The sequence below is a fragment of the Sphingomonas sp. T1 genome (assembly GCF_902506585.1).
Taxonomy (GTDB): Bacteria; Pseudomonadota; Alphaproteobacteria; order Sphingomonadales; family Sphingomonadaceae; genus Sphingomonas; species Sphingomonas aerolata.
The window spans coordinates 2,414,912-2,435,476 of sequence record NZ_LR733875.1 but is presented as its reverse complement, the minus strand read 5'-3'; the positions used below and the strand labels follow the sequence as shown (position 1 = coordinate 2,435,476).

Sequence of the window (20,565 nt, the reverse complement as noted above, 5' to 3'; positions counted from 1 at the left end):
GGCCCATGCCCCGGCCCCTGCCCCGCCGGTCCGCCGCGCGAGGAACAGCCCCGCGCGCGCCGTGCCCTGATCGCGCCCGACGAGATCGAGATAGGCGTCGAATTCCTGCGCGACGAGCCGCGCGGCCTTGGCATCGGCATCGGGCGCGCTCTCCGCCTGGCGATCGAGCCGGGCGAGCAGCGCGAGGCCGAGCCGGTTGTCATATTTGTGCCGGGTGATGACCGTCTCGCCGCGGACGATCGTGTCGACCGTCCCCTCGAGCGCGCGGACGAGCAGCGTCTCGGCGATCGAATCGCGCGCAACGAGCGCGGCGGCGCGCCAGCCGAGCGCGAACACCGCGCCCTTGGCGGTGCGGCGGAACGCATAGGCCGAGGTGGCGGACAGGCCGACGCGGCGCGCGGCGACATCGACCCCGTGCCCCTCGGCGAGTGCCTCGAGAAAGCGGCGCTGGTTGGCGGCGGACCAGCCGTCCTGGCGGCGCGAGCCGCAGGCGGCGCCCGGTGGCATGAGGTCGAGAGCGTCGAGCGCGGGCTGGTGCGGGTCGGGATGGTCGCGGGGCGAGTCCGGGTCGCCGGGCGCGCGGGGCGGCGCCGCGGCGGCGGGCGCGTCGAGGGGATCGCCGTCATCGTCCTCCGCGCCGCCGGTGACGAAGGTGGTGGGCGGCGAGGCGATCACGGCCGTGTAGCGATCGTCCGTGCGGGGACCGCTCGCGGGGGCGCCGCCTCCGGGGAGGATCGCGCGGGGGACCGCCAGACCGGCGCCCGAGACGGCGGGGCCGGGCTGCACGCGCAGCCGCGCCGGCGTGCCGCCCCATCTGGGGGTGTCGGCGGTCGAGGTGATGCGGGGCTTTATGGGCTCGGGCGCGTAGAGCGCGGCATAGTCGGTGCCGGGGACCGTCGCGAAGGCCGGTGCGCGGGGCGGCGTGTCGGAACGTTTGTTCACGGTTTGATCCTATCCCGAGGGGAGAGGACCGATCAGATATGCTGAAACGGGGGTAGTAGGACAGCCCCCCGGGGCGGTCATTCCGTACCATTGGGCGAGGTGTTTCGTGCAATTCGGCGGTGAGGCGGCGGCGGGGGGCCGGATCGGGTGGTTGCGACGGCGCGACTCGGCCGAGGGTTTGCAGGGTCGGGCAGCAGGGAACGGTGCGGCTCGACCGGTCCGGGCCGGCTAGGATTCGGGATTCTCGAAGAGCGCATGGTCGTGATATTATGGGTCCATGCCGGGGACGGTCGGCGCGTCATCTCGATGAGGAAGGCCAATGCCAGAGAACGCAAACGATTCGCCCGCTACCTTATTTGATCCGAACGACGACGCGCCGGAACTGACCGACGAGATGTTCGAGATCGCCGAGTTTTCGATCGGCGGCACGGTGATCTGGCCGGCGACGGGCTATCTGGGGCCGAACGGCGTCGTGAAGGGCCGCCCTCCCTTGCGCGACCGCGCCAAGCAGCAGGTGACGTTGCGGCTCGATCCCGACGTCCTGGCGAAGTTTCGCTAGGGCGGGCCGGGCTGGCAGGGGCGGATCAATGCGGCGTTGCGGGCGGCGGCGGGGCTTTGACCGTTGAGCCCATTAAGAAGGCTCAAGTTGTCACCCAGCCTCATCGTCATTTGGGCCCGGCAGCAATCTCGTCGTATCTGGCAAGACGCTTGTATCAGCGATCTTTGTGCCAGAGCCCTTCATAAATGCTATATACTCTGTAGTCAGTTTCACTTTCTCGAGAGCCGCCTGATGGTCTACGGCAATTTTCTCAAGTGACTCCTGCTCACTCGCCTCATATTTCAGTCTATCTTGTACAAAGTGAAGGCGCGCAAAGTTATCATCTAAAACCTCACCCCACGTTTTTATACCGATACGGACCTTTCCATCGTCTTGAATAATCCTGTTCCTTGGATCTGGACCACCCTCAATTCGCTTTTTGACGTACCCATCATAGTCGTCCGCAATTAACCAAAAGTGCCACCGAACCCCCGTTACGCGATGAAATCGGTTATCTTCAGAAACAGCGGTCGCGTATTTTTCAATCTGAACAACATGGTCTGATTTCAGTCGGACTTTCGGTGCCTTAAGCTCAATAATAAGATTGTCGTACTCGTCCGCGGACCCAGCCTTATTCGTACGACCAAGCACCAGATCTACAATACCCCGCTCCTTATCAATAACCCCAACGGGCTCGTCGATCACAACCTTATCGCCTAACTCCTTCGAGCAGGCTCTCAATACATTAGTAAGCTCCTTATCGCTCGCCCATAGGTTGTAGCGCTCGCCAAATATCCAAGTATTCTTTTCAACGATTTTGTGTAGGTGGGCCCTTTCACCAAACACCTTCTTCATGTCTTCGTTCATCAAAATTACGCGCAAACCGGTCAAAAACTGCACTCTATCCCCCACAACAGAGGACGTACTAATTATATCAGATAATTGAGAATGTGACAGCAGATTGGCAAGTTCGGACTGCTTCGCTCGTGGAAGCTTTAACACCTCTGACAATATCTTTTGAAGGTCATGAGGACTTTTCTCGATAGCATGCTTCAGCAGACGCAGATGTAACGCTTTTTGAGCCTTGGGCGCATCCTCAAAATCCGGAACCGCAGCACTCACGGCAACGGCGACAGACTCAAAAATGTTCCGCTCGGCCCTATCAATACTATCTGCAGGGTCCCCCTCAAAAGGGTACACATGCTCTGCCTTCCAAGCTTCTATTAAGTTTAGACCTTGGATTACACCTTTTTGCCGAAAATGAGCTCTTATCTGCTGCCTTGCTGAGTCAATAGCGGCCTTCACTTCGGGTCGATCGGCTGGAGATATAACATCTCCAGAGTCTACGATCCCAGGAAAGTACTCTGAAAGCAGGTAGCTCGTAAAGTTTACCCCTTCAGCCTGAATCTTCCCTTCAATCTGGAAGACTGGAAAACCTTTATCGGTGGCCAGAAACAGCATTCGCTTTGTCTTCGTCGACCACTCGATGATCTTAAGAGAACATGGGTAACTGAAGCCATCGATCTCGATTGGCGGAAGTTCGTATCTATCATCCTCGATGATAGCATGCCGCGGATCAACTTTTTTTCCGGCAATCAGAAGATTAACGTGTTGGTAGGCCGTCAAGTAGACCGCAAATATATGCGATAGAGTTTCAGCTGTAGCTGGCTCATACAGTAAGCCAAGATTTCGCTTTATTTCACGGACCGTGACCACGACGCCAGGCTTACGATCGACGACAATGACAGGATCAGTAATCCGTACCTGAGCGGGATCATGCTCACTCAGATATATTTGGTAATTGGTCAGGACGCCTGCGTCCTCGATCGTTACATCCCACGAAATATCGGAGCCTATCGATAGAGCGCGAAACCTCCCTCGCCCCTCCTTTCCGTGAAGTTCACGCCTTTCACTTCGCGTTCTGCCGGACGCATTCTTCCAGGAGCCGCCAAGATTTCGGAACAGGGCCGGCGCTTCAGCATGAGAAATTCCGTGACCATTATCAGATACTACCAAGCTCGTGTATCCGCCCAGACCATCCTCTTCAACCGCCACAATCACGTTCGTTGCGTCAGCATCTAAGCTGTTCCAAATCAGCTCGGCGAGCGCTGTTTCCAAGCTGCACCGACTTTGGCGCGCGATGAAATCGGCTTTAACCTCTACTGGATAGCTCTTTTCAGCCACAAGTTTCCCCTTCAGGGAATGACTGGAACATCTTACGTCCTCAGTAAAGCCCCTACTCCGCCGCCGCCACCTTCTTCTCCAGCAACGGCGCCAGATACTTGCCCGTGAAGCTGCCCTTGGCCTTGGCGACCTTTTCCGGCGTGCCTTCGGCGACGATCTCGCCGCCCTTGACGCCGCCCTCCGGGCCCAGGTCGAGGACCCAGTCGGCGGTCTTGATGACGTCGAGATTATGCTCGATCACGACGACGGTGTTGCCCTGCTCGACGAGCGCGTGGAGGACTTCGAGGAGTTTGCGGACGTCCTCGAAATGCAGGCCGGTGGTGGGCTCGTCGAGGATGTACAGCGTGTTGCCGGTCGCGCGGCGCGAGAGTTCCTTGGCGAGCTTGACGCGCTGCGCCTCGCCGCCCGAGAGCGTCGTCGCCTGCTGGCCGACCTTGACGTAGCCGAGGCCGACCTCGACCAGCATCGCCATCTTGTCGCGGATCGGGGGGACCGCCTTGAAGAACTCGGCGGCGTCCTCGACGGTCATGTCGAGCACGTCGGCGATGCTGTGGCCCTTGAACTTCACCTCGAGCGTCTCGCGGTTGTAGCGCGCGCCGTGGCAGACGTCGCACTGCACATAGACGTCGGGGAGGAAGTGCATCTCGATCTTGAGCACGCCGTCGCCCTGGCACGCCTCGCAGCGGCCGCCCTTGACGTTGAAGCTGAACCGGCCGGGCTTGTAGCCGCGCGCCTGGCTCTCCGGGAGCCCCGCGAACCAGTCGCGGATCTGCGTGAAGCTGCCGGTATAGGTGGCGGGGTTGCTGCGCGGGGTGCGGCCGATCGGCGACTGGTCGATGTCGATGACCTTGTCGAGATATTGCAGGCCGGTGATCTTGTCGTGCTTGCCCTGGACGATGCGCGCGCCGTTGAGCTCGCGCGCGGCGGCGGCGTAGAGCGTGTCGATCGTGAAGCTCGACTTGCCCGACCCCGAGACGCCGGTGACGCAGGTGAAGGTGCCGAGCGGGATGCTCGCGGTGACGCCCGTCAGGTTGTTCGCGGTGGCGTTGTGGACGGTGAGCTTCTTGCCGTTGCCCTTGCGCCGCGTGGCGGGGACGGGCACTTCGCGCGTGCCGTTGAGATAGTCCGCGGTGATGCTGGTCTTCGACTTCAGAATCTGTTTCAGCGTGCCCTGCGCGACGACCTGGCCGCCGCGGACGCCTGCGCCGGGGCCCATGTCGATGATGTAATCGGCGGTGCGGATCGCATCCTCGTCATGCTCGACGACGAGCACGGTGTTGCCGAGATCGCGCAGCCGGCGCAGCGTCTTGAGCAGCATGTCGTTGTCGCGCTGGTGCAGGCCGATGCTGGGCTCGTCGAGGACGTAGAGCACGCCCGACAGGCCGCTGCCGATCTGCGACGCGAGGCGGATGCGCTGGCTCTCGCCGCCGCTTAGGGTTCCCGAGGTGCGGTCGAGGTTGAGATAGTCGAGGCCGACATTGTTGAGGAAGCCGAGGCGTTCGACGATCTCCTTCAGGATGCGCTCGGCGATGGCGTTCTGCTGGTCGCCGAGATGCTGCGGCATGTCGGTGAAGAACTGGAGCGCGTCGACGACCGAGAGGTGGGTCGCGTAGCTGATGTCCTTCATCGCGATCTTGACCGCGAGCGCTTCGGGTTTCAGGCGCGCGCCGGCGCAGACCTCGCACGGGGCGGCGGACTGGTATTTGTTCAGCTCCTCGCGCATCCACGCGCTCTCGGTCTGGAGCAGGCGGCGGTTGAGGTTGCCGATGACGCCCTCGAACGGCTTGGAGACGTCGTATTTCTTCTTGCCGTCGATGAAGGTGAGCGTGACGGGCTTGCCCTTCGAGCCGTGGAGGATGACGCGCTGGACCTCTTCGGGGAGCTCGCCCCAGGGGGTCTCGATGTCGAACTTGTATTCGCGCGCGAGGCTGCCGAGGACCTGCATGTAATAGGGCGAGGGCGGGTTGGATTTCGCCCAGGGGACGACCGCGCCCTTCTTGATGCTGAGCATGTGGTTGGGGACGACGAGGTCTTCGTCGAACAGCAGTTTCTCGCCGAGGCCGTCGCAGGCCGGGCACGCGCCCTGGGGGGCGTTGAACGAGAAGAGGCGCGGCTCGATCTCGGAAATGGTGAAGCCGCTGACCGGACAGGCGAACTTCTCACTGAAGACGATGCGGCCGTCGGGGGCGTTGCTGCCGAGGATTTCGGACTTGGGGGTGTGCGGCTCGACCGGGTCGGCGGGGTCGACATAGGCGAGGCCCTCGGCGAGCTTCAGCGCGGTCTCGAACGATTCCGCGAGACGCGTGGCGATCTCGCCGCCCACCACCAGGCGGTCGACGACGACCTCGATGTCGTGCTTGTACTTCTTGTCGAGCGCGGGCGCCTCGTCGATGTCGTGGATCGTGCCGTCGATGCGGACGCGGGTGAAGCCCGCCTTCTGCCACTCGGCGAGTTCCTTGCGATACTCGCCCTTGCGGCCGCGGACGACGGGGGCGAGCAAATAGAGCCGCGTGCCCTCGGGGAGCGCCATGACGCGGTCGACCATCTGGCTGACGGTCTGCGCGGCGATCGGCTCGCCGGTCGCGGGGGAGTACGGGATGCCGACGCGCGCCCAGAGCAGGCGCATGTAATCGTAGATCTCGGTGACGGTCGCGACGGTCGAGCGCGGGTTGCGGCTCGTCGTCTTCTGCTCGATCGAGATGGCGGGCGAGAGGCCCTCGATATGGTCGACATCGGGCTTCTGCATCAGTTCGAGGAACTGGCGTGCATAGGCGCTGAGGCTCTCGACGTAGCGGCGCTGGCCCTCGGCGTAGATGGTATCGAAGGCGAGGCTCGACTTGCCCGAACCCGACAGCCCGGTGATCACCGTCAGCGTGTCGCGGGGGATGTCGATGTCGACGTCCTTGAGGTTGTGTTCACGCGCGCCGCGTACGGAAATCTTGGTCAGCATAGGAGAGTCTGTTCCACATTTGTTCGGACGCGACAAGCCCGGGAGGGCGCCGGGCGGGTGCTCGCAAAGATGGGTAACGCCGAACCATTGTCCAAGGTGCCGACGATAGTTACATAGTGTATTGTTAGTACAATACAGTGCTGGAGACCGAGATGGGCAAGAAGAAGGAGCGTCGCGAACGCGAGGCGCGGGAGCGCGAGGCCGAGACGGGCGCGACGAAACGCGAGGGTTTCGAGGCACGCTGGTCCGCCAAGGCGGGCAAGCATGGCGGCGCGGCACCGTTCGCGGGGATCGCGGCGGCGCTGACGCGGCAGATGGGCACACCCGCGGGACGCCAGGTGATCGCGGCCGGGCTGATGATGGCGGCGACCGCGATCACGGCAAAGGATATGCGCGGTGCGACGCCGCCGCCTGCGCCACCCGAGCCGCCCAAGCCGCCCAAGCCGCCAGAACCCTCGGCCGAGGCTTCGCCGGAGGCTCCGGGCGCGTCGACGGCGGGCAGCGGGCCGTTCGCGGGCGAGACGCCGGAACCGCCCAGGAGCGACACTGCTGCGCTGCCGCCCGAATTCGCCAAGGTGATCGACTCGTTCGCGTCGGGCCTGGAGCGGTTCGCGGCGAACTTCGCCAAGCCGCCAAAGGGCTGATGCTTCCGATCCTCCCCCGCAAGGGGGAGGTGTTGCCGAAGGTGACGGAGGGGGAGGACACGGAACAGAGGTTTCCATTCCCGCCCCCTCCGTCAGGCTGACGCCTGCCACCTCCCCCTGACGGGGGAGGATTCTAGGCTCAGCGTGGCGTCGCAGGCGCCGGCGGCACAGGGACCAGTTCGTAGAGATCGAGGATCGCGCCCTGCCCCGCGCGCGTCATCACGAGGCGCCAGCGCAGCGGGCCGACACGCTCGACGACGCCCGCGACGTCGCGCGCCGGGTTGGTGCCATAGGACGGCGCGACCTGCGCGGGCGTGGTGCGCATCGTGCCGAGGAACACCTGCCGCCGGTCGGTGTCGGGGTGCAGCCAGCCACCGGGCAGCGTCGTGCCGGTCTGCTTGGTGAAGGACAGCCCGGCGCCGTTGCCGTCGACATAGCAAAAATCGGGCGCGAAGCTCGCATAGCCCGCCCGCCCGCCGAGCCGGACCAGCCGGCAGCGATAGGAGCCGGGCGACAGCGCGGGCAGGTCGAGCGCAGCGGCGGGGTCGAGCAGCGCACCCTCGGCCGCGATCCGGCCCGCCAGCCGTCTGGGCACCGCGGCGCGTGCGCGCGTCCAGCTGTCGCCGAGTGCCGCGAGCCGGGCGCGGTCGCCGGGCGTCGCGATCGTCGTCCAGTTTGGGGCGGCCGGTGCGGGCTCCGCCGCCACGGCCGGGGCCTTGCCCGCGCTGCCGCCCCGGGGCTGCGTTGCGCAGCCGGCGAGACAGGCCGTTCCTATCGCCAGGATCATCAACGCACGCACGGGCAGGCTCCTTGCACGGCCGGTCGCGACGGTGGCGTCGCCGCGGCGTGGAGACGAATGGCTATGCCGGGCTGGTAAACGGATTGCTAACAACTGCACTAATCTGGCTCAGTTTCGACCCGAGGTGAGGGATGGATGCGGTGAGGTGCGGATGAGCGGTTGGTGGAGATTGGCAGGGTGCGAGGCAACCCCCTGCCTGTCGTCATTTCGGCCCGAACCGGGACTCAGGGCCGCGGGCGGGTGCGCTTGGGGCTCTGGGCCCGTCATCACCCCGCCCGACACGACACCCCCCGCCGCTCCGAGCGTCACGATCGCAGGTGACGGCACGGCCGTCACCGGGCTCGGCGAGGCCGGCGCGACCGTCATCGTGCGCGATCCCACGGGCATTGTAATTAGCAGCGTCGTCGTCGCGGCGGACGGCGGCTTCACGGCTCCGCTGTCGCCGGCGCAGACCAACGGCGGTAATCTCGCCGTCACGCAGACCGACGCTGCCGGTAACGTATCCCCCGCCGTGCAGATCACTGCGCCCGATACCACAGCTCCCGGTGCACCCGAGGCGGCGATCGACGCTGGTGGCGCGACTGTCACCGGGCGCGGCGAAGCGGGCGCGACCGTCACGGTACGTGATGCTGCGGGCAATGTGATCGCCAGCGTCGTCGTGGCAGCGGACGGCAGCTTCGCTACGCCGCTGTCGCCCGCACAGGCCAATGGCGGCAGCCTTGCCGTCACGCAGACCGACGCAGCGGGCAATGTCTCCCCCGCCGTGCAAGTCGCTGCGCCCGATACCACCGCACCTGGCGCGCCCGAGGCGGTGATCGATGCCGGTGGTGCGACCGTCACCGGGCGCGGCGAAGCGGGCGCGACCGTCACGGTCCGCGACGCTGCGGGCATTGTGATCGGCAGCGTCGTCGTGGCGGCGGACGGCAGCTTCGCTGCGCCACTGTCACCGGCGCAAGCTAATGGCGGCAGCCTTGCCGTCACGCAGACCGACGCAGCGGGCAATGTCTCCCCCGCCGTGCAGGTCGCTGCGCCCGATACCACCGCACCCGGCGCACCCGAAGTGGCGATTGATGCTGGTGGCGCGACGATCACGGGTCGGGGCGAAGCGGGCACGACCGTCACGGTGCGTGATGCTGCGGGCAATGTGATCGCCAGCGTCGTCGTGGCAGCGGACGGCAGCTTTGCTACGCCGCTGTCGCCCGCGCAGGCGAGTGGCGGCAGCCTCGCCGTCACGCAGACCGACGCTGCAGGTAATGTCTCCGCTGCGGTGCAGATCGCGTCGCCCGACCTCACGGCACCGGTGACACCCGCCGCGGCGGTGAACGGCGACGGAACGCTGCTCAGCGGCACCGGCGAGCCCGGCGCGATTGTGACGGTGACCGACGCCAATGGCGTGGTGATCGGCACCGCGACCGCCGGGACGGACGGCGCCTTTGCGGTGCCGCTGTCGCCGGCGCAGATCAATGGCGAGACGCTGGGCGTCAGCCAGGCGGATGCGGCGGGCAATGCCTCGCCCGTGGTCGGGGTCGTTGCGCCCGACCTCACCGCGCCGGCGGCACCGACGATCGCGCTCGACGGGACTGGCACGATCGCGACCGGCACGGGCGAGCCGGGTGCGACCGTCACCATCACCGGCGAGGACGGCGTTGTGCTCGGAAGCGGAAGCGTCGATGCCGGCGGACGCTATGAAATCACGCTGCGATCGGCGCAGACCGATGGCGAACGGGTCGAGGCGGTCCAGAGCGACGCCGCGGGCAATGTGTCGGGCAATGCGAGCACGATCGCGCCCGACTTCACCGCGCCGGCACAGCCGGTCGCCGCGATAAACGGGGACGGTACGCTGGTGACGGGCACAGGCGAACCTGGCGCGCAGATCCTGGTCCGCGACCTTGCCGGCACGACGATCGGCATCGCGCAGGTCGGGGTTGACGGACAATACAGCGTGCTGCTCGACCCGGCACAGGCGAATGGCGAACGGCTCGCGGTGATCCAGACGGACGCCGCAGGCAATGCCGCGTCCCCACTGTCGCTGATCGCCCCAGACGTGACTGCGCCGGCGGCCCCGGCCGCCGCGCTCGATGCGACAGGGACGATCGTGAGCGGCACCGGCGAGCCCGGCGCCCGGATCTCGGTCCGCGACGCCACCGATACCGAGATCGGCACGGCGATCGTCGATGCGCGCGGCAATTACGATGTCGTGCTAATCCCGCCGCAGATCGACAGCCAGCTGATCTCGGTCGTGCAGGCGGATGCCGCGGGCAATGTCTCGACCGCCACCGCGCTGATCGCACCCGACCAGACCGCCCCGGCCGCGCCGACTGCAACGGTCGCCGCCGATGGCGCAAGCCTGACCGGGACCGGAGAAGCGGGTGCGACGCTGACGGTGCGCAGCCCGGTCGGCGCGGTGATCGGCACGATCATCGTCGCGGGCGATGGCAGCTATACGGTAACGCTGACGCCGTCGCAGATCGACGGGGAAACGCTGAGCGTGCGGCAGGTCGATGCCGCGGGCAATGCCTCGCCCGAGGTGACCGCCGTCGCGCCCGATCTGGTCGCCGATCTCGGCCCCGATGCACCGACCGCGACGATCGCCATCGACGGCAGCGCGGTGACGGGGAGCGCGGTGGCGGGCGCGACGGTCACGCTGTTCGACGCCAATGGCGTGGTGATCGCGACGGGTCTCGCCGCGGGCGACGGACAGTATAGCATCGCGCTCGTCCCTGCGCTGCGTGACGGGGAGACGATCCGCGTGACGCAGACCGACGGCGGCGGCAATGTCTCGCCCCCCGCGACCGCGATCGCGCCCGACCTGACCGCGCCCGACGCCCCCAGCGCGGTGCTCGACCAGACGGGCACAGCCCTGACCGGAACGGGCGACGCCGGCGCGGCGATCACGGTGCGCGATGCAGACGGCACCGTGATCGGCACCGCGACCGCGAATGCCGCCGGGGCGTTTGCGGTGATCCTTGATCCTGCGCAGCGCGAGGGCGGGACGCTTGCGGTGACGCAGGCGGACGCCGCGGGCAATGTCTCGGCCCCCGCGCTGGTCGCAGTGCCTGATGTCACCGCCCCTGCGGCACCGACGGCGACCGTCGAGGGCGATGGCAGCCTCCTCGTCGGCACGGGTGAGGCCGGTACGATCGTCACCGTGCGCGATCCATCCGGCACCGCGATCGGTACCGCGACCGTCGCCGCCGATGGCGGTTTCCGCGTCGCGCTCGACCCCGCTCAGGCGGATGGCGAGACGCTGAGCGTGACGCTGACCGACGCGGCGGGCAATGTGTCCGCACCCGCCACCGCGATCGCCCCCGACATCACCGCGCCGGGCGTGCCGACCGCGACGATCAGCGGGGACGGTTCGGTCATCACCGGATCGGGCCAGGTCGGCGCCACCGTGACCGTCACCGCGCCTGGTGGAGCGACGCTCGGGACCGCTATCGTCGCCGCGGACGGTGCCTATGCCGTCGCCCTCACCCCCCCGCAGCTCGACGGCGAGGCACTATCGGTCGTGCAGGCCGACCGCGCGGGGAATGTCTCGGCCCCGGCGGGTCTGCTGGCCCCCGATACCACCGCACCCGACGCGCCCACCGCGACGATCAGCGGCGACGGCAGTCTCGCGACGGGTACCGGCGCCCCGGGTGCGACGATCAGCGTCACCAACGCGGCGGGCATCGTGATCGGTACCGCGATCGTCGCGGAGGACCGGAGCTATGCCGCAACGCTGACCCCGGCGCAGGCCAATGGCGAGAGGCTCGGCGTGACGCAGGCCGACGCGGCGGGCAATGTCTCCGTGTCGACCGGCGTGACCGCCCCGGACATCACCGCGCCGCCTGCGCCCGTCGCGATGCTCGACGCGAGCGGATCGGTCGTCATGGGCACGGGCGAGCCCGGCGCGACGCTGACGGTCCGCGATGCTTTTGGTACGCCACTGGGAACCGCGATCGTCACCGCGCAAGGCGATTATAGTGTCACGCTCGCGACCCCGCAGATCGACCGCCAGACGCTCAGCGTCTCGCAGGCCGATGCCGCGGGCAATCCATCGCCCGCGACCACGCTGACCGCGCCCGACCTCACAGCGCCGGCCGCGCCGCTCGCCACCGTCGCCGGCGATGGGCGCACGCTCACTGGCACGGGCGAGGCGGGGGCAACGGTGACCGTCCGCGATCCGCTGGGGCGCGTGGTCGGTCAGGCCGTCGTCGCGGGCGACGGCACCTATACGGTGCCGCTCGATCCCGCGCAGACCAACGGCGAAGTGCTGGGGGTCGACCAGCGGGACGCGGCCGGCAACGGCTCGCCCATCGTGACCGCGATCGCACCGGACGTCGTCGCGGACACCACGCCCGATGCGCCGAGCGCCGCGGTCGACCCGGATGGCGCTGCGGTAGCGGGGGCGGCGAATGCCAGTGCCGCGATCATCGTCTATGACGCGGTCGGGACAATCATCGGCACCGGCGTCGCCGGTCCGGACGGAAGCTACCGTGTCGCGCTCGTCCCCGGCCGGATCGACGGCGAGACGGTCCGCGTCACGCAGACCGACGCGGACGGCGACGTCTCGCCGCCCGCCACCGCGGTCGCGCCCGACCTGACCGCCCCCGCCGCCCCCACGGCAATGCTCGATCTGACGGGAAGCGTCGTCACGGGCACGGGCGAACCGGGCGCGACGATCACGATCCGCGCGGCCGACACGACCAGTCTGGGCACGGCGATCGTCGGCGCGAACGGCGCTTATGCGGTGACGCTGACGCCCGTACAGACCGATGGCCAGACGCTGGCGGCGACACAGGCCGACGCTGCGGGCAACGTGTCGGCGCCGATCGCGCTGGTTGCGCCCGATTACACCGCCCCCGCCCTGCCCGTCGTCACGATCGCGCAGGACGGCAGCACGGCGAGCGGGATCGGCGAGCCGGGTGCGACCGTGACGATCCGTCTCGGTGCCGTCATCCTGGGCACCGCGCAGGTGGCCGCGGATGGCAGCTACACCGCGCAGCTGAGCCCTGCGCCGGTCAATGGCGAGACGCTGTCGGCAAGCCAGGCCGATCCCACCGGCAATGTCTCGGCCGTCGCGACCGTCGCGGCGCCCGACATCACCGCCCCGCCGCCGCCGATCATTTCGGCGATCACCAACGACGGCACGACGCTGACCGGGACGGGCGAGGTCGGCGCACGGGTCGAGGTTCGCGGTCCCGATGCCACGCTCATCGGCGTCGCGACCGTCGATGCCGACGGCCGCTATACGGTCACGCTGGTACCAGCACAGGCCACAGGCGGGACGTTGAGTGTCACCCAGGCCGATGCCACGGGGAATGTCTCGACCCCGGCCAGCATCGCCGCCCCGTTCGACATCGCCGCGTTCGGCAATGTCGACGCCGCCGGCCTCGATCTCCTGCCGACCACGGCCCCGGTCGATCTGGGCAGCGCCCGCTATCTCGCCCTTGTCTCGCTGGGCCTCGTCAACCTCGACGCCGAGGTGCTTGCGGTTCGCAACGTCCGCTTCTCGGTGGCGGGGGGCCACAGCCTGGATGCACGGTTCACCTATGACGCGGCGGCAACGATCGGCGCCGCCAGCGACTATGCGGTGGTCGTGCAGAAGCTGGTGGGGACACAATGGGTCGCGGTCACCGGCAGCGGGCCGGCCTCGCTGCTCGAGATCGGTCTGCTCAACGGCAATCTCAGCGCGACCGAGACGCTGGGACCGGGCGTGTACCGGGCGTTCCTGACCTTCCAGGGGACGGCGGGACTTGGGCTGCTCGGCGATCTGTCGGTCGCCGGGATCGATTCGGACTTCACCGATATTGCCGGTGCAACGCCCATCGCGGCGACTGGCAACGTCATCACCGACGCGGGCCCGGGTGGCGAGATCGACGTCACGGGCCCCGGAACCCGCGTCGCCAGCGTCACGGTCAACGGCGTGACGACCGACGTCGGACCGGACGGGAGCAGCGTCACCGGCGCCTGGGGCAGCCTGAGGATCAACCCCGACGGCAGCTACAGCTACACCCCCGTCGCGAATGCCGGCGCGATCGGGCGGACCGAGACCTTTACCTACACGCTGGTCGACCCGACCGATGGCGAGCGTGAAACCGCGACGCTGACGATCGCGATCGGCAGCCCGGACATCACCGGCGCACCGCTTGCGGTCGCCGACCAGGCGTTTGCCGACGTGACGTTCCAGAATGTCGTCACCACGCTGCCGCCCGCACGGACGTTCGACTTCCCGTCGACCGGGACCATCCTGACGGGGCAGGTCACCGGCACGGGCACCGGCAGTTTCACCGTCGCCCCCGCCGCGGTGTCGGATATCACGATCGTCGCCGCGCGAACGGGTGGGCTGCTCTCCGTACTGCCGGCCTACACCGTCAGCGTGCGCAGCGCCGACGGGCTCATCGTGCGGACGGCAACCATCAATACAGTGCTAAACCCGGTGCTTGGCGGCGTCGCGACCTTCACCTTCGACGACCTGCCCAGTGGCAGCTATTCCTACCAGGTCAGCAGCAACGCGGCGCTGAGCGTCGGGAGTTTCGGCACCACGGTCTCGCTCGGCTCGAGCACCTTGTTCCTCAACGACTACACGCTGGCGACGCGCGAGACCGCGACGGGCAATCTGCTCGACAATGACACGACCAATACCAGCTTCGCGGCGATCCGCGTCGATCGCGGCAGCGGTTTTGCGGAGATCGGCGACACTCCGGTCACGCTGACCGGCCGATATGGCACACTGCAAATCGATGAGACCGGAGGCTATGCCTATCAGCCCAGCGCGACGCTCGGCTTCTCCGCAGTCGATCTCACCGACAGGTTCACCTATCAGCTTGTCCAGCCCAATGGCGTGCTGTCCACCGCGACGCTGACCGTGACGATCGACGTTCCCGGCGACGGACCTGCCGCTGCGGCGGGGTTCGCAGCGGTCGCATCGGACGCAAACGGGTTCGCGGAGCTGACGGCGCTGGTGGAGACCGGGGACCTCGACGTCATCCCGCTCGACGCGCTGACGGCACAGAGCGTCGAATCGGGCGCGTTCGCGGCGGCCGGGCCGGTGATCGGGCTCGCCACCTATGATCTGTTCGAGGGTCAGGGCGAATTGGAGGACGTGCTGTCACAGTATCTTGCAGAGGAACCACAAGCATTGACTGGAGAAGAGCCCGATACGGTTTCGTTTGATCCGATCGTCGTCACGGAAATCGCCACCGTCGTCGATCCGTTCGATTACCTCGCCACTATCCCGGATCAGGATCAGAACGGACTTGTCACCAGTCATGTTGTATAAGCATTCGAAACTGGTCTTTTCTAGAACCATTTCAGCAACTTAAAGACTGTTTACTCTATACGTTTCGTTAAGCACCCCTGTCCTTTGCTGGTGCCAGCAGAGGACAGGGACGCAATGATCACTTCCACTATGAGCGCGATGCGATCGCTGGCCGCGGGCGTCCTATTGGCGGCTGTACCGTGCAACGCCGGGCAAGCGGTCGACACCCCTCGCCCCGCAACGCCGGGTCCGGTGACGCTCGAAACCGCGGCACGCGAAGCGGTTGCCTGGCATCCGTCGTTGACCGAGGCAGCGGGCGCGCTGGCGGCGCGCGGCGAGGAGGTGAAGGCGGCACGCGCGGGCTATCTCCCCACCGTCAGCGCCGGGATCGGCAGCGGGTTTGACAGTCGCGTATCGAGCACCCTGCGGCCGCGACCTCAGTTGGGTGCGTCGCAGATGCTGTTCGATTTCGGCAAGGTGTCGAGCGAGATCGCTGGCGCGCGCGCCGGGACGCGGGTCGGGCGTGCCGAGATGCTGCTCGCGGTCGACACGCTGATCCGCGACACCGCCTATGCCGTGATCGAATATCAGCGCGCGTCGGCACAGCGGATCATCGCGGCCGAACAGGCGGACCGGATCCGCGAGATCAGCGAGCTTGTCGGCAAGCGCACCGCCTTTGGTGCCGCGACGCGATCGGATGCGCTGCAGGCACAGGCGCGGGTCGAGGCGGCGATGGCGAGCCTCGCGACGGTCGAGGCGGCGGAGCGCCGCTGGGCGAGCAATCTGGCCTTCCTGCTCGGTCGCGACGCCCCGCCCGCTGCGGTGTCTGCCGACGTCCCCGACTGGCTGATGCGGAGCTGTTCGGGTCCGGTGCCCGCCTGGGAGACGGTGCCGCTGGTCATGGCCGCCGAGGCGCAGGCGGACCGCGCCGCCGCCGCGCTGCGCCGCAGCCGCGCGGACCGCTATCCGACGCTGTCGATCGGCGGCGACGCCTCGACCGACGTGACCGCGCCCCTCGGCAATCGCAGCATCTACAATGTCGGCCTGCGCGTCTCGAGCAACATCTTCGCGGGCGGGGTCACGCGCGCGCGCGCACGCGGCGCGGCGTTCGAGCTGGAGGCGGCGCAGGCGGCCACGCGCCGGGTCCGCAACGAGAGCAGCCAGCGGCTGGCCGAGGCCCGCCAGCAAATCGAAAGCCTGTCGCAGGTTGTCGCCACGTTGCAGTCGCGCCAGACCAACATGCGCGAGACCGGACGGCTGTACCGGATCCAGTATCTCGAAATGGGCACGCGCACGCTGGTCGACCTGCTCAACGCCGAACAGGAATTTCAGCAGGTGCGGTTCGAGGCGGTGAACGTCGCGCAGACCCTGCGCAGCCTCCAGGTGGACTGCCTGTATCTGTCGGGGCGGATGCGCGACGCGTTTGCGCTGTCCGGCGCGACGGTGCGCGGGGTGACGCTGTGACCGCCGATCGGGTGCCGATCGCGGTGGCGGCGGGCGGAGCGGGGGCCGGCATCGACGGCTGGCTCGACCTGCTTGGCCGCGTTGCCCGCCACTATCGCCTGCCGCTGTCCGAACAGCGCGCGAGACTCGCGGCCCATTGGGAGCTGGGCGACGACGACGAGGCGCGCATCCGCACGCTCGCGCGCGCCACCGGGCTCGGCGTGCAGTTCGTCCCCGCCGCGGGGATGCGGCTGACGAGCTGGCGGCTGCCGCTGATCGTCCGGCTGCGCGACGGCGAGATCGCGCTGATCGAGGGGATCGACGCGGAGGGCCAGGCCCGGCTGATCGTGCCGGGCGACCGGGGTGGAGCGACGCATCTGCCGATCGACCAGCTGACCGCCGGCGCGACCGGCTATGTCATTCCCCGGCCGTCGCGCTCGGCGCCCGACACACGTATCGACGCCTATATCCGGCCGTTCCAGGATCACTGGCTGCGCGATATCCTGATGGCCGACGCCCCCTCCTATGGCCATGTCATGGTCGCGTCGGTGGTGACCAACTGCCTGGGGCTCGCGGGCGTGCTGTTCTCGATGCAGGTCTATGACCGCGTCGTGCCGGCGGGCTCGATCCCGACGCTGACGATCCTGTTCGTCGGAGTGCTGATCGCGATCGGCTTCGATTTCGTGCTGCGACGGCTCCGCACGAACATCGTCGATGTGCTTGGAAAGCGGGCCGATCTGCGCATCTCCGACCGGGTCTTCGGTCACGCGCTGCGGGTCCGCAACCGCGCGCGCCCGACCTCGACCGGGACGTTCATCTCGCAGCTGCGCGACCTCGACCAGGTGCGCGACATGCTGACCTCGACGACCGTCGCCACGGTCGCGGACATGCCCTTCTTCCTGCTGTTCCTCGGCGTCCTCTGGTATGTCGGCGGCGCGCTGGCGCTGGTGCCGCTCGCCGCGCTGGTCCTGCTGCTGCTGCCGGGGCTGCTCGCGCAACGCCGGCTGCGGATGTACGCGACCGAATCGATGCGCGAATCCTCGCTGCGTAACGCGATGCTGGTCGAATCGGTGCAGGGCATCGAGGACATCAAGGCGCTGCAGGCGGAGGACCGGTTCCACCACCAGTGGAACCACTATACCGCGGTCGCGGGCGAGGCGCAGCTCAGGCTGCGCGGGCTGACCAACGGCCTGTCGGTATGGACGCAGAGCGTCCAGAACGGCGTCTATGCCGCGATCATCTTCGTCGGCGCACCGCTCGTGATCGCGGGCGACATCACCACCGGCGTGCTGGTCGCGACCTCGATCCTCGGCTCGCGGATGATGGCGCCGATGGCCCAGGTCACGCAGCTGCTCAGCCGGTTCCAGCATGCCAAGGTGGCGATGGGCAGCCTAAACCAGATCATGGCGCTGCCCGTCGACACCGCCGACGCGGATCACCGCATCCCGCTGCCCGTCGTCCAGGGCGACTTCGCGCTGCGGTCCGCCGTCTTCACCTATGCCGACCCCAACGCCCCCCCTGCCCTGACGGTCCAGACGCTCGACATCGCGGCGGGCGAGCGGATCGCGTTGCTGGGGCGCAACGGCGCGGGCAAGTCGACGCTGCTCCAGGGCCTGTCGGGGATGCTGCAGCCGGTGTCGGGCGAGGTGCTGCTCGACGGCCTCGCGCTGCATCAGGTCGATCCCGCCGATGTCCGCCGCGACATCGGCCTGCTGACGCAGACCTCGCGGCTGTTTCACGGGACGCTGCGGGAGAATTTGACGCTCGGCGCGCCGATGGCGTCGGACAGGGAGATTAGCGAGATGCTCGCGATGGTCGGCGCGGACACCATGGTCCGGCGGTTGCGCGACGGTCTGGGCCATGTCGTGCAGGAGGGTGGCCGAGGCTTGTCGGGTGGGCAGATCCAGGGGCTGCTGCTCGCGCGGCTGCTGCTCCGCCAGCCGAGCGTCGCGCTGCTCGACGAGCCGACCGCGGCGATGGACGAGGGTACCGAGCGGCACTTCATCGCGCGGCTCGGGGCGTGGAGCCGCACGCGTACGCTGATCGTCGCGACGCATCGCATGCGGATGCTCGAGATCGTCGACCGGATCATCGTGATCGACAATGGCACCATCGTCCTCGACGGCCCCAAGGATCAGATCCTCGCGCAGATGCGCGGGACGCGGAGTGCGGCGGCATGAACGCGCGGGCGATCGACGACGACCACCTCTTCGGCGGCGAAGGCAGCGTCCGGCTCGCGACCGCGACGCGTCTCGTCTGGATCCTCGCCGCGCTGTTCGTGGCAGCACTCGGCTGGGCGTGGTTCGCGGCCCTCGACGAGGTGGCGACCGGCGAAGCGCGTGTCGTGCCGACCAGCCGCGAACAGGTGATCCAGTCGCTCGAGGGCGGGATCCTGACCAAGCTTCCGGTGCGTCAGGACGATATCGTCACCCCGGGGCAGCTGCTCGCACAGCTCGATCCGACGCAGGCGGGGTCGACCGTCGACGAGACCGCCGCCAAATATCGCGCCGCGCTGGCCAGCGTCGCGCGGCTTCAGGCGGAGGCGAACGGCACGCCGCTGACGTTCGCGTCCGAACTCGACCGCTATCCCGAGTTGAAGGCCGCCGAGACGCGGCTCCACGACACCCGGCGACGCAGCCTGCAATCGTCGATCCAGCTGATCGACCAGAGCCTGGCGCTGATCGGACGCGAGGTGCGGATCGGGGAATCGCTGATCGCGGTCGGCGCGGCGAGCAATGTCGAGGTGTTGCGGCTGCAACGCCAGCGGGCCGAGCTGGAGCTGAAAAAGGCCGATCTGCGGTCGCAATATATGGTCGAGGCGCGACAGGATCTGGCCAAGGTGACCGAACAGGTCGACTCGCTCGCACCGGTCGTACGCGGACGGTCGGACACGCTCTCGCGCCTCACGCTGCGCTCGCCGGTGCGCGGGGTCGTCAAGAACATCGAGGTGTCGACGATCGGCGGCGTCGTGCCCCCCAATGGCAAGCTGATGGAGATCGTCCCGCTCGACGACCGGCTGCTGATAGAGGCGCGGATCCAGCCGCGCGACATCGCCTTCATCCGCCCCGGCCAGTCCGCGAGCGTCAAGGTGACCGCCTATGACTATTCGATCTATGGCGGCCTGACGGGCAGCGTGGCCAGCATCTCGCCCGACACGATCCGCGACGAGGTGAAGCCCGACATCCTCTATTACCGCGTGTTCGTGCGGACCAAGGCGGACTCGCTGACGAACAAGGCCGGCGCGAAGTTCGCGATCACCCCCGGCATGGTCGCGACGGTCGATATCCATACCGGCAGCAAGACCGTGCTCCAGTATCTCGTCAAACCCCTTAACCGGGCGCGGGAGGCGCTACGCGAACGATGACCGATGTCGCACGCCGCAACCTGCGCGCACCCGGCGCCGGCGCCCCGAGACCGATCGCACCCGCTCTGCTCGCCCGCGCGCGCCAGGCCCGCCAGCTGCGCGCGACGATGAGCGCGTTCCTGCCGCAGGACCTGCTGGTCGATCCGGCCTGGGACATGATGATCGACCTGTTCATTGCGGCCGCCACCGGGGAGACGCTCTGCGTGAAGGATCTGACCCTGATGTCGGGGGGCAGTGCGGCTGGGACGATGCGGCGGATCGATCGGCTGCAACAGGCCGAGCTGCTGCGCCGCCATGTCGATCCCGCGGATCACCGGCGCGTGCATGTCAGCCTGACCGATACCGGCCACAGGGCGATGGCGGCGATGCTCGACCATCTGTTCGATCGCGGCGCCGGGGATGCGGCCCCGGCGGTGGCGCCGAAATCCTTCGCACCGGGCAAGCTGCGAGGCTGACGG

10 protein-coding genes and 1 pseudogene are annotated in these 20,565 nt (G+C 67.6%); 7 read left to right on the top strand and 4 right to left on the bottom strand.

Going from position 1 to position 20,565, the window contains the following annotated elements; all coding sequences use genetic code 11:
* Window positions 1-942: pseudogene (locus GV027_RS10900) on the bottom strand (hypothetical protein); the annotation flags it as partial.
* A gap of 319 nt (window positions 943-1,261) precedes the next feature.
* Between GV027_RS10900 and GV027_RS10895 the strand changes: the two are divergent.
* Window positions 1,262-1,501: a BrnA antitoxin family protein gene (locus tag GV027_RS10895; RefSeq protein WP_159511891.1), complete on the top strand. Its 240-nt coding sequence runs from the start codon at window positions 1,262-1,264 to the stop codon at window positions 1,499-1,501.
* Window positions 1,502-1,591: 90 nt separating this feature from the next.
* On the opposite strand, the gene GV027_RS10890 is transcribed toward GV027_RS10895, so the two are convergent.
* Both GV027_RS10890 and uvrA read right to left on the bottom strand, forming a co-directional pair.
* Complete coding sequence (locus GV027_RS10890; protein ID WP_159511890.1) at window positions 1,592-3,664, bottom strand: ATP-binding protein; 2,073 nt, start codon at window positions 3,662-3,664, stop codon at window positions 1,592-1,594.
* A 52-nt stretch (window positions 3,665-3,716) separates the two neighbouring features.
* Window positions 3,717-6,614 carry an excinuclease ABC subunit UvrA gene (gene uvrA / locus GV027_RS10885; protein WP_159511889.1) on the bottom strand — a complete coding sequence of 966 codons (2,898 nt, stop codon included), beginning with the start codon at window positions 6,612-6,614 and terminating at the stop codon, window positions 3,717-3,719.
* Window positions 6,615-6,766: 152 nt separating this feature from the next.
* Here uvrA and GV027_RS10880 point away from each other — a divergent pair, with 152 nt between their 5' ends.
* The gene (locus tag GV027_RS10880; RefSeq protein ID WP_159511888.1) at window positions 6,767-7,258 is read left to right on the top strand and encodes a hypothetical protein; all 492 of its coding nucleotides are present in this window, start codon (window positions 6,767-6,769) and stop codon (window positions 7,256-7,258) included.
* A gap of 139 nt (window positions 7,259-7,397) precedes the next feature.
* Here the strand turns inward: GV027_RS10880 and GV027_RS10875 are convergent, their stop codons facing one another.
* Window positions 7,398-8,057 carry a DUF4893 domain-containing protein gene (locus GV027_RS10875; RefSeq protein ID WP_236559176.1) on the bottom strand — a complete coding sequence of 220 codons (660 nt, stop codon included), beginning with the start codon at window positions 8,055-8,057 and terminating at the stop codon, window positions 7,398-7,400.
* A 151-nt stretch (window positions 8,058-8,208) separates the two neighbouring features.
* Between GV027_RS10875 and GV027_RS10870 the strand changes: the two genes are divergently transcribed.
* The 5 genes from GV027_RS10870 to GV027_RS10850 all read left to right on the top strand — a co-directional run bounded on the left by GV027_RS10870 (window position 8,209) and on the right by GV027_RS10850 (window position 20,562).
* Window positions 8,209-15,321: a BapA/Bap/LapF family large adhesin gene (locus GV027_RS10870; protein WP_236559336.1), complete on the top strand. Its 7,113-nt coding sequence runs from the start codon at window positions 8,209-8,211 to the stop codon at window positions 15,319-15,321.
* 114 nt (window positions 15,322-15,435) lie between these two features.
* Window positions 15,436-16,764 (top strand): TolC family protein, encoded by a 1,329-nt coding sequence (locus tag GV027_RS10865; protein WP_236559175.1) that lies wholly within the window; start codon window positions 15,436-15,438, stop codon window positions 16,762-16,764.
* Window positions 16,761-18,923, top strand: coding sequence for a type I secretion system permease/ATPase (locus tag GV027_RS10860; RefSeq protein ID WP_236559174.1), 2,163 nt, complete (start codon window positions 16,761-16,763; stop codon window positions 18,921-18,923). Before GV027_RS10865 ends, GV027_RS10860 begins: the two co-directional genes overlap by 4 nt.
* On the top strand, window positions 18,920-20,107 hold the full coding sequence (locus tag GV027_RS10855) for an HlyD family type I secretion periplasmic adaptor subunit (RefSeq protein ID WP_159511886.1): 1,188 nt from the start codon (window positions 18,920-18,922) through the stop codon (window positions 20,105-20,107). Before GV027_RS10860 ends, GV027_RS10855 begins: the two co-directional genes overlap by 4 nt.
* Window positions 20,104-20,562, top strand: coding sequence for a MarR family transcriptional regulator (locus GV027_RS10850; protein WP_107933826.1), 459 nt, complete (start codon window positions 20,104-20,106; stop codon window positions 20,560-20,562). The genes GV027_RS10855 and GV027_RS10850 overlap by 4 nt, the downstream gene beginning before the upstream one ends.
* The last annotated feature ends 3 nt before the right edge of the window (window positions 20,563-20,565 follow it).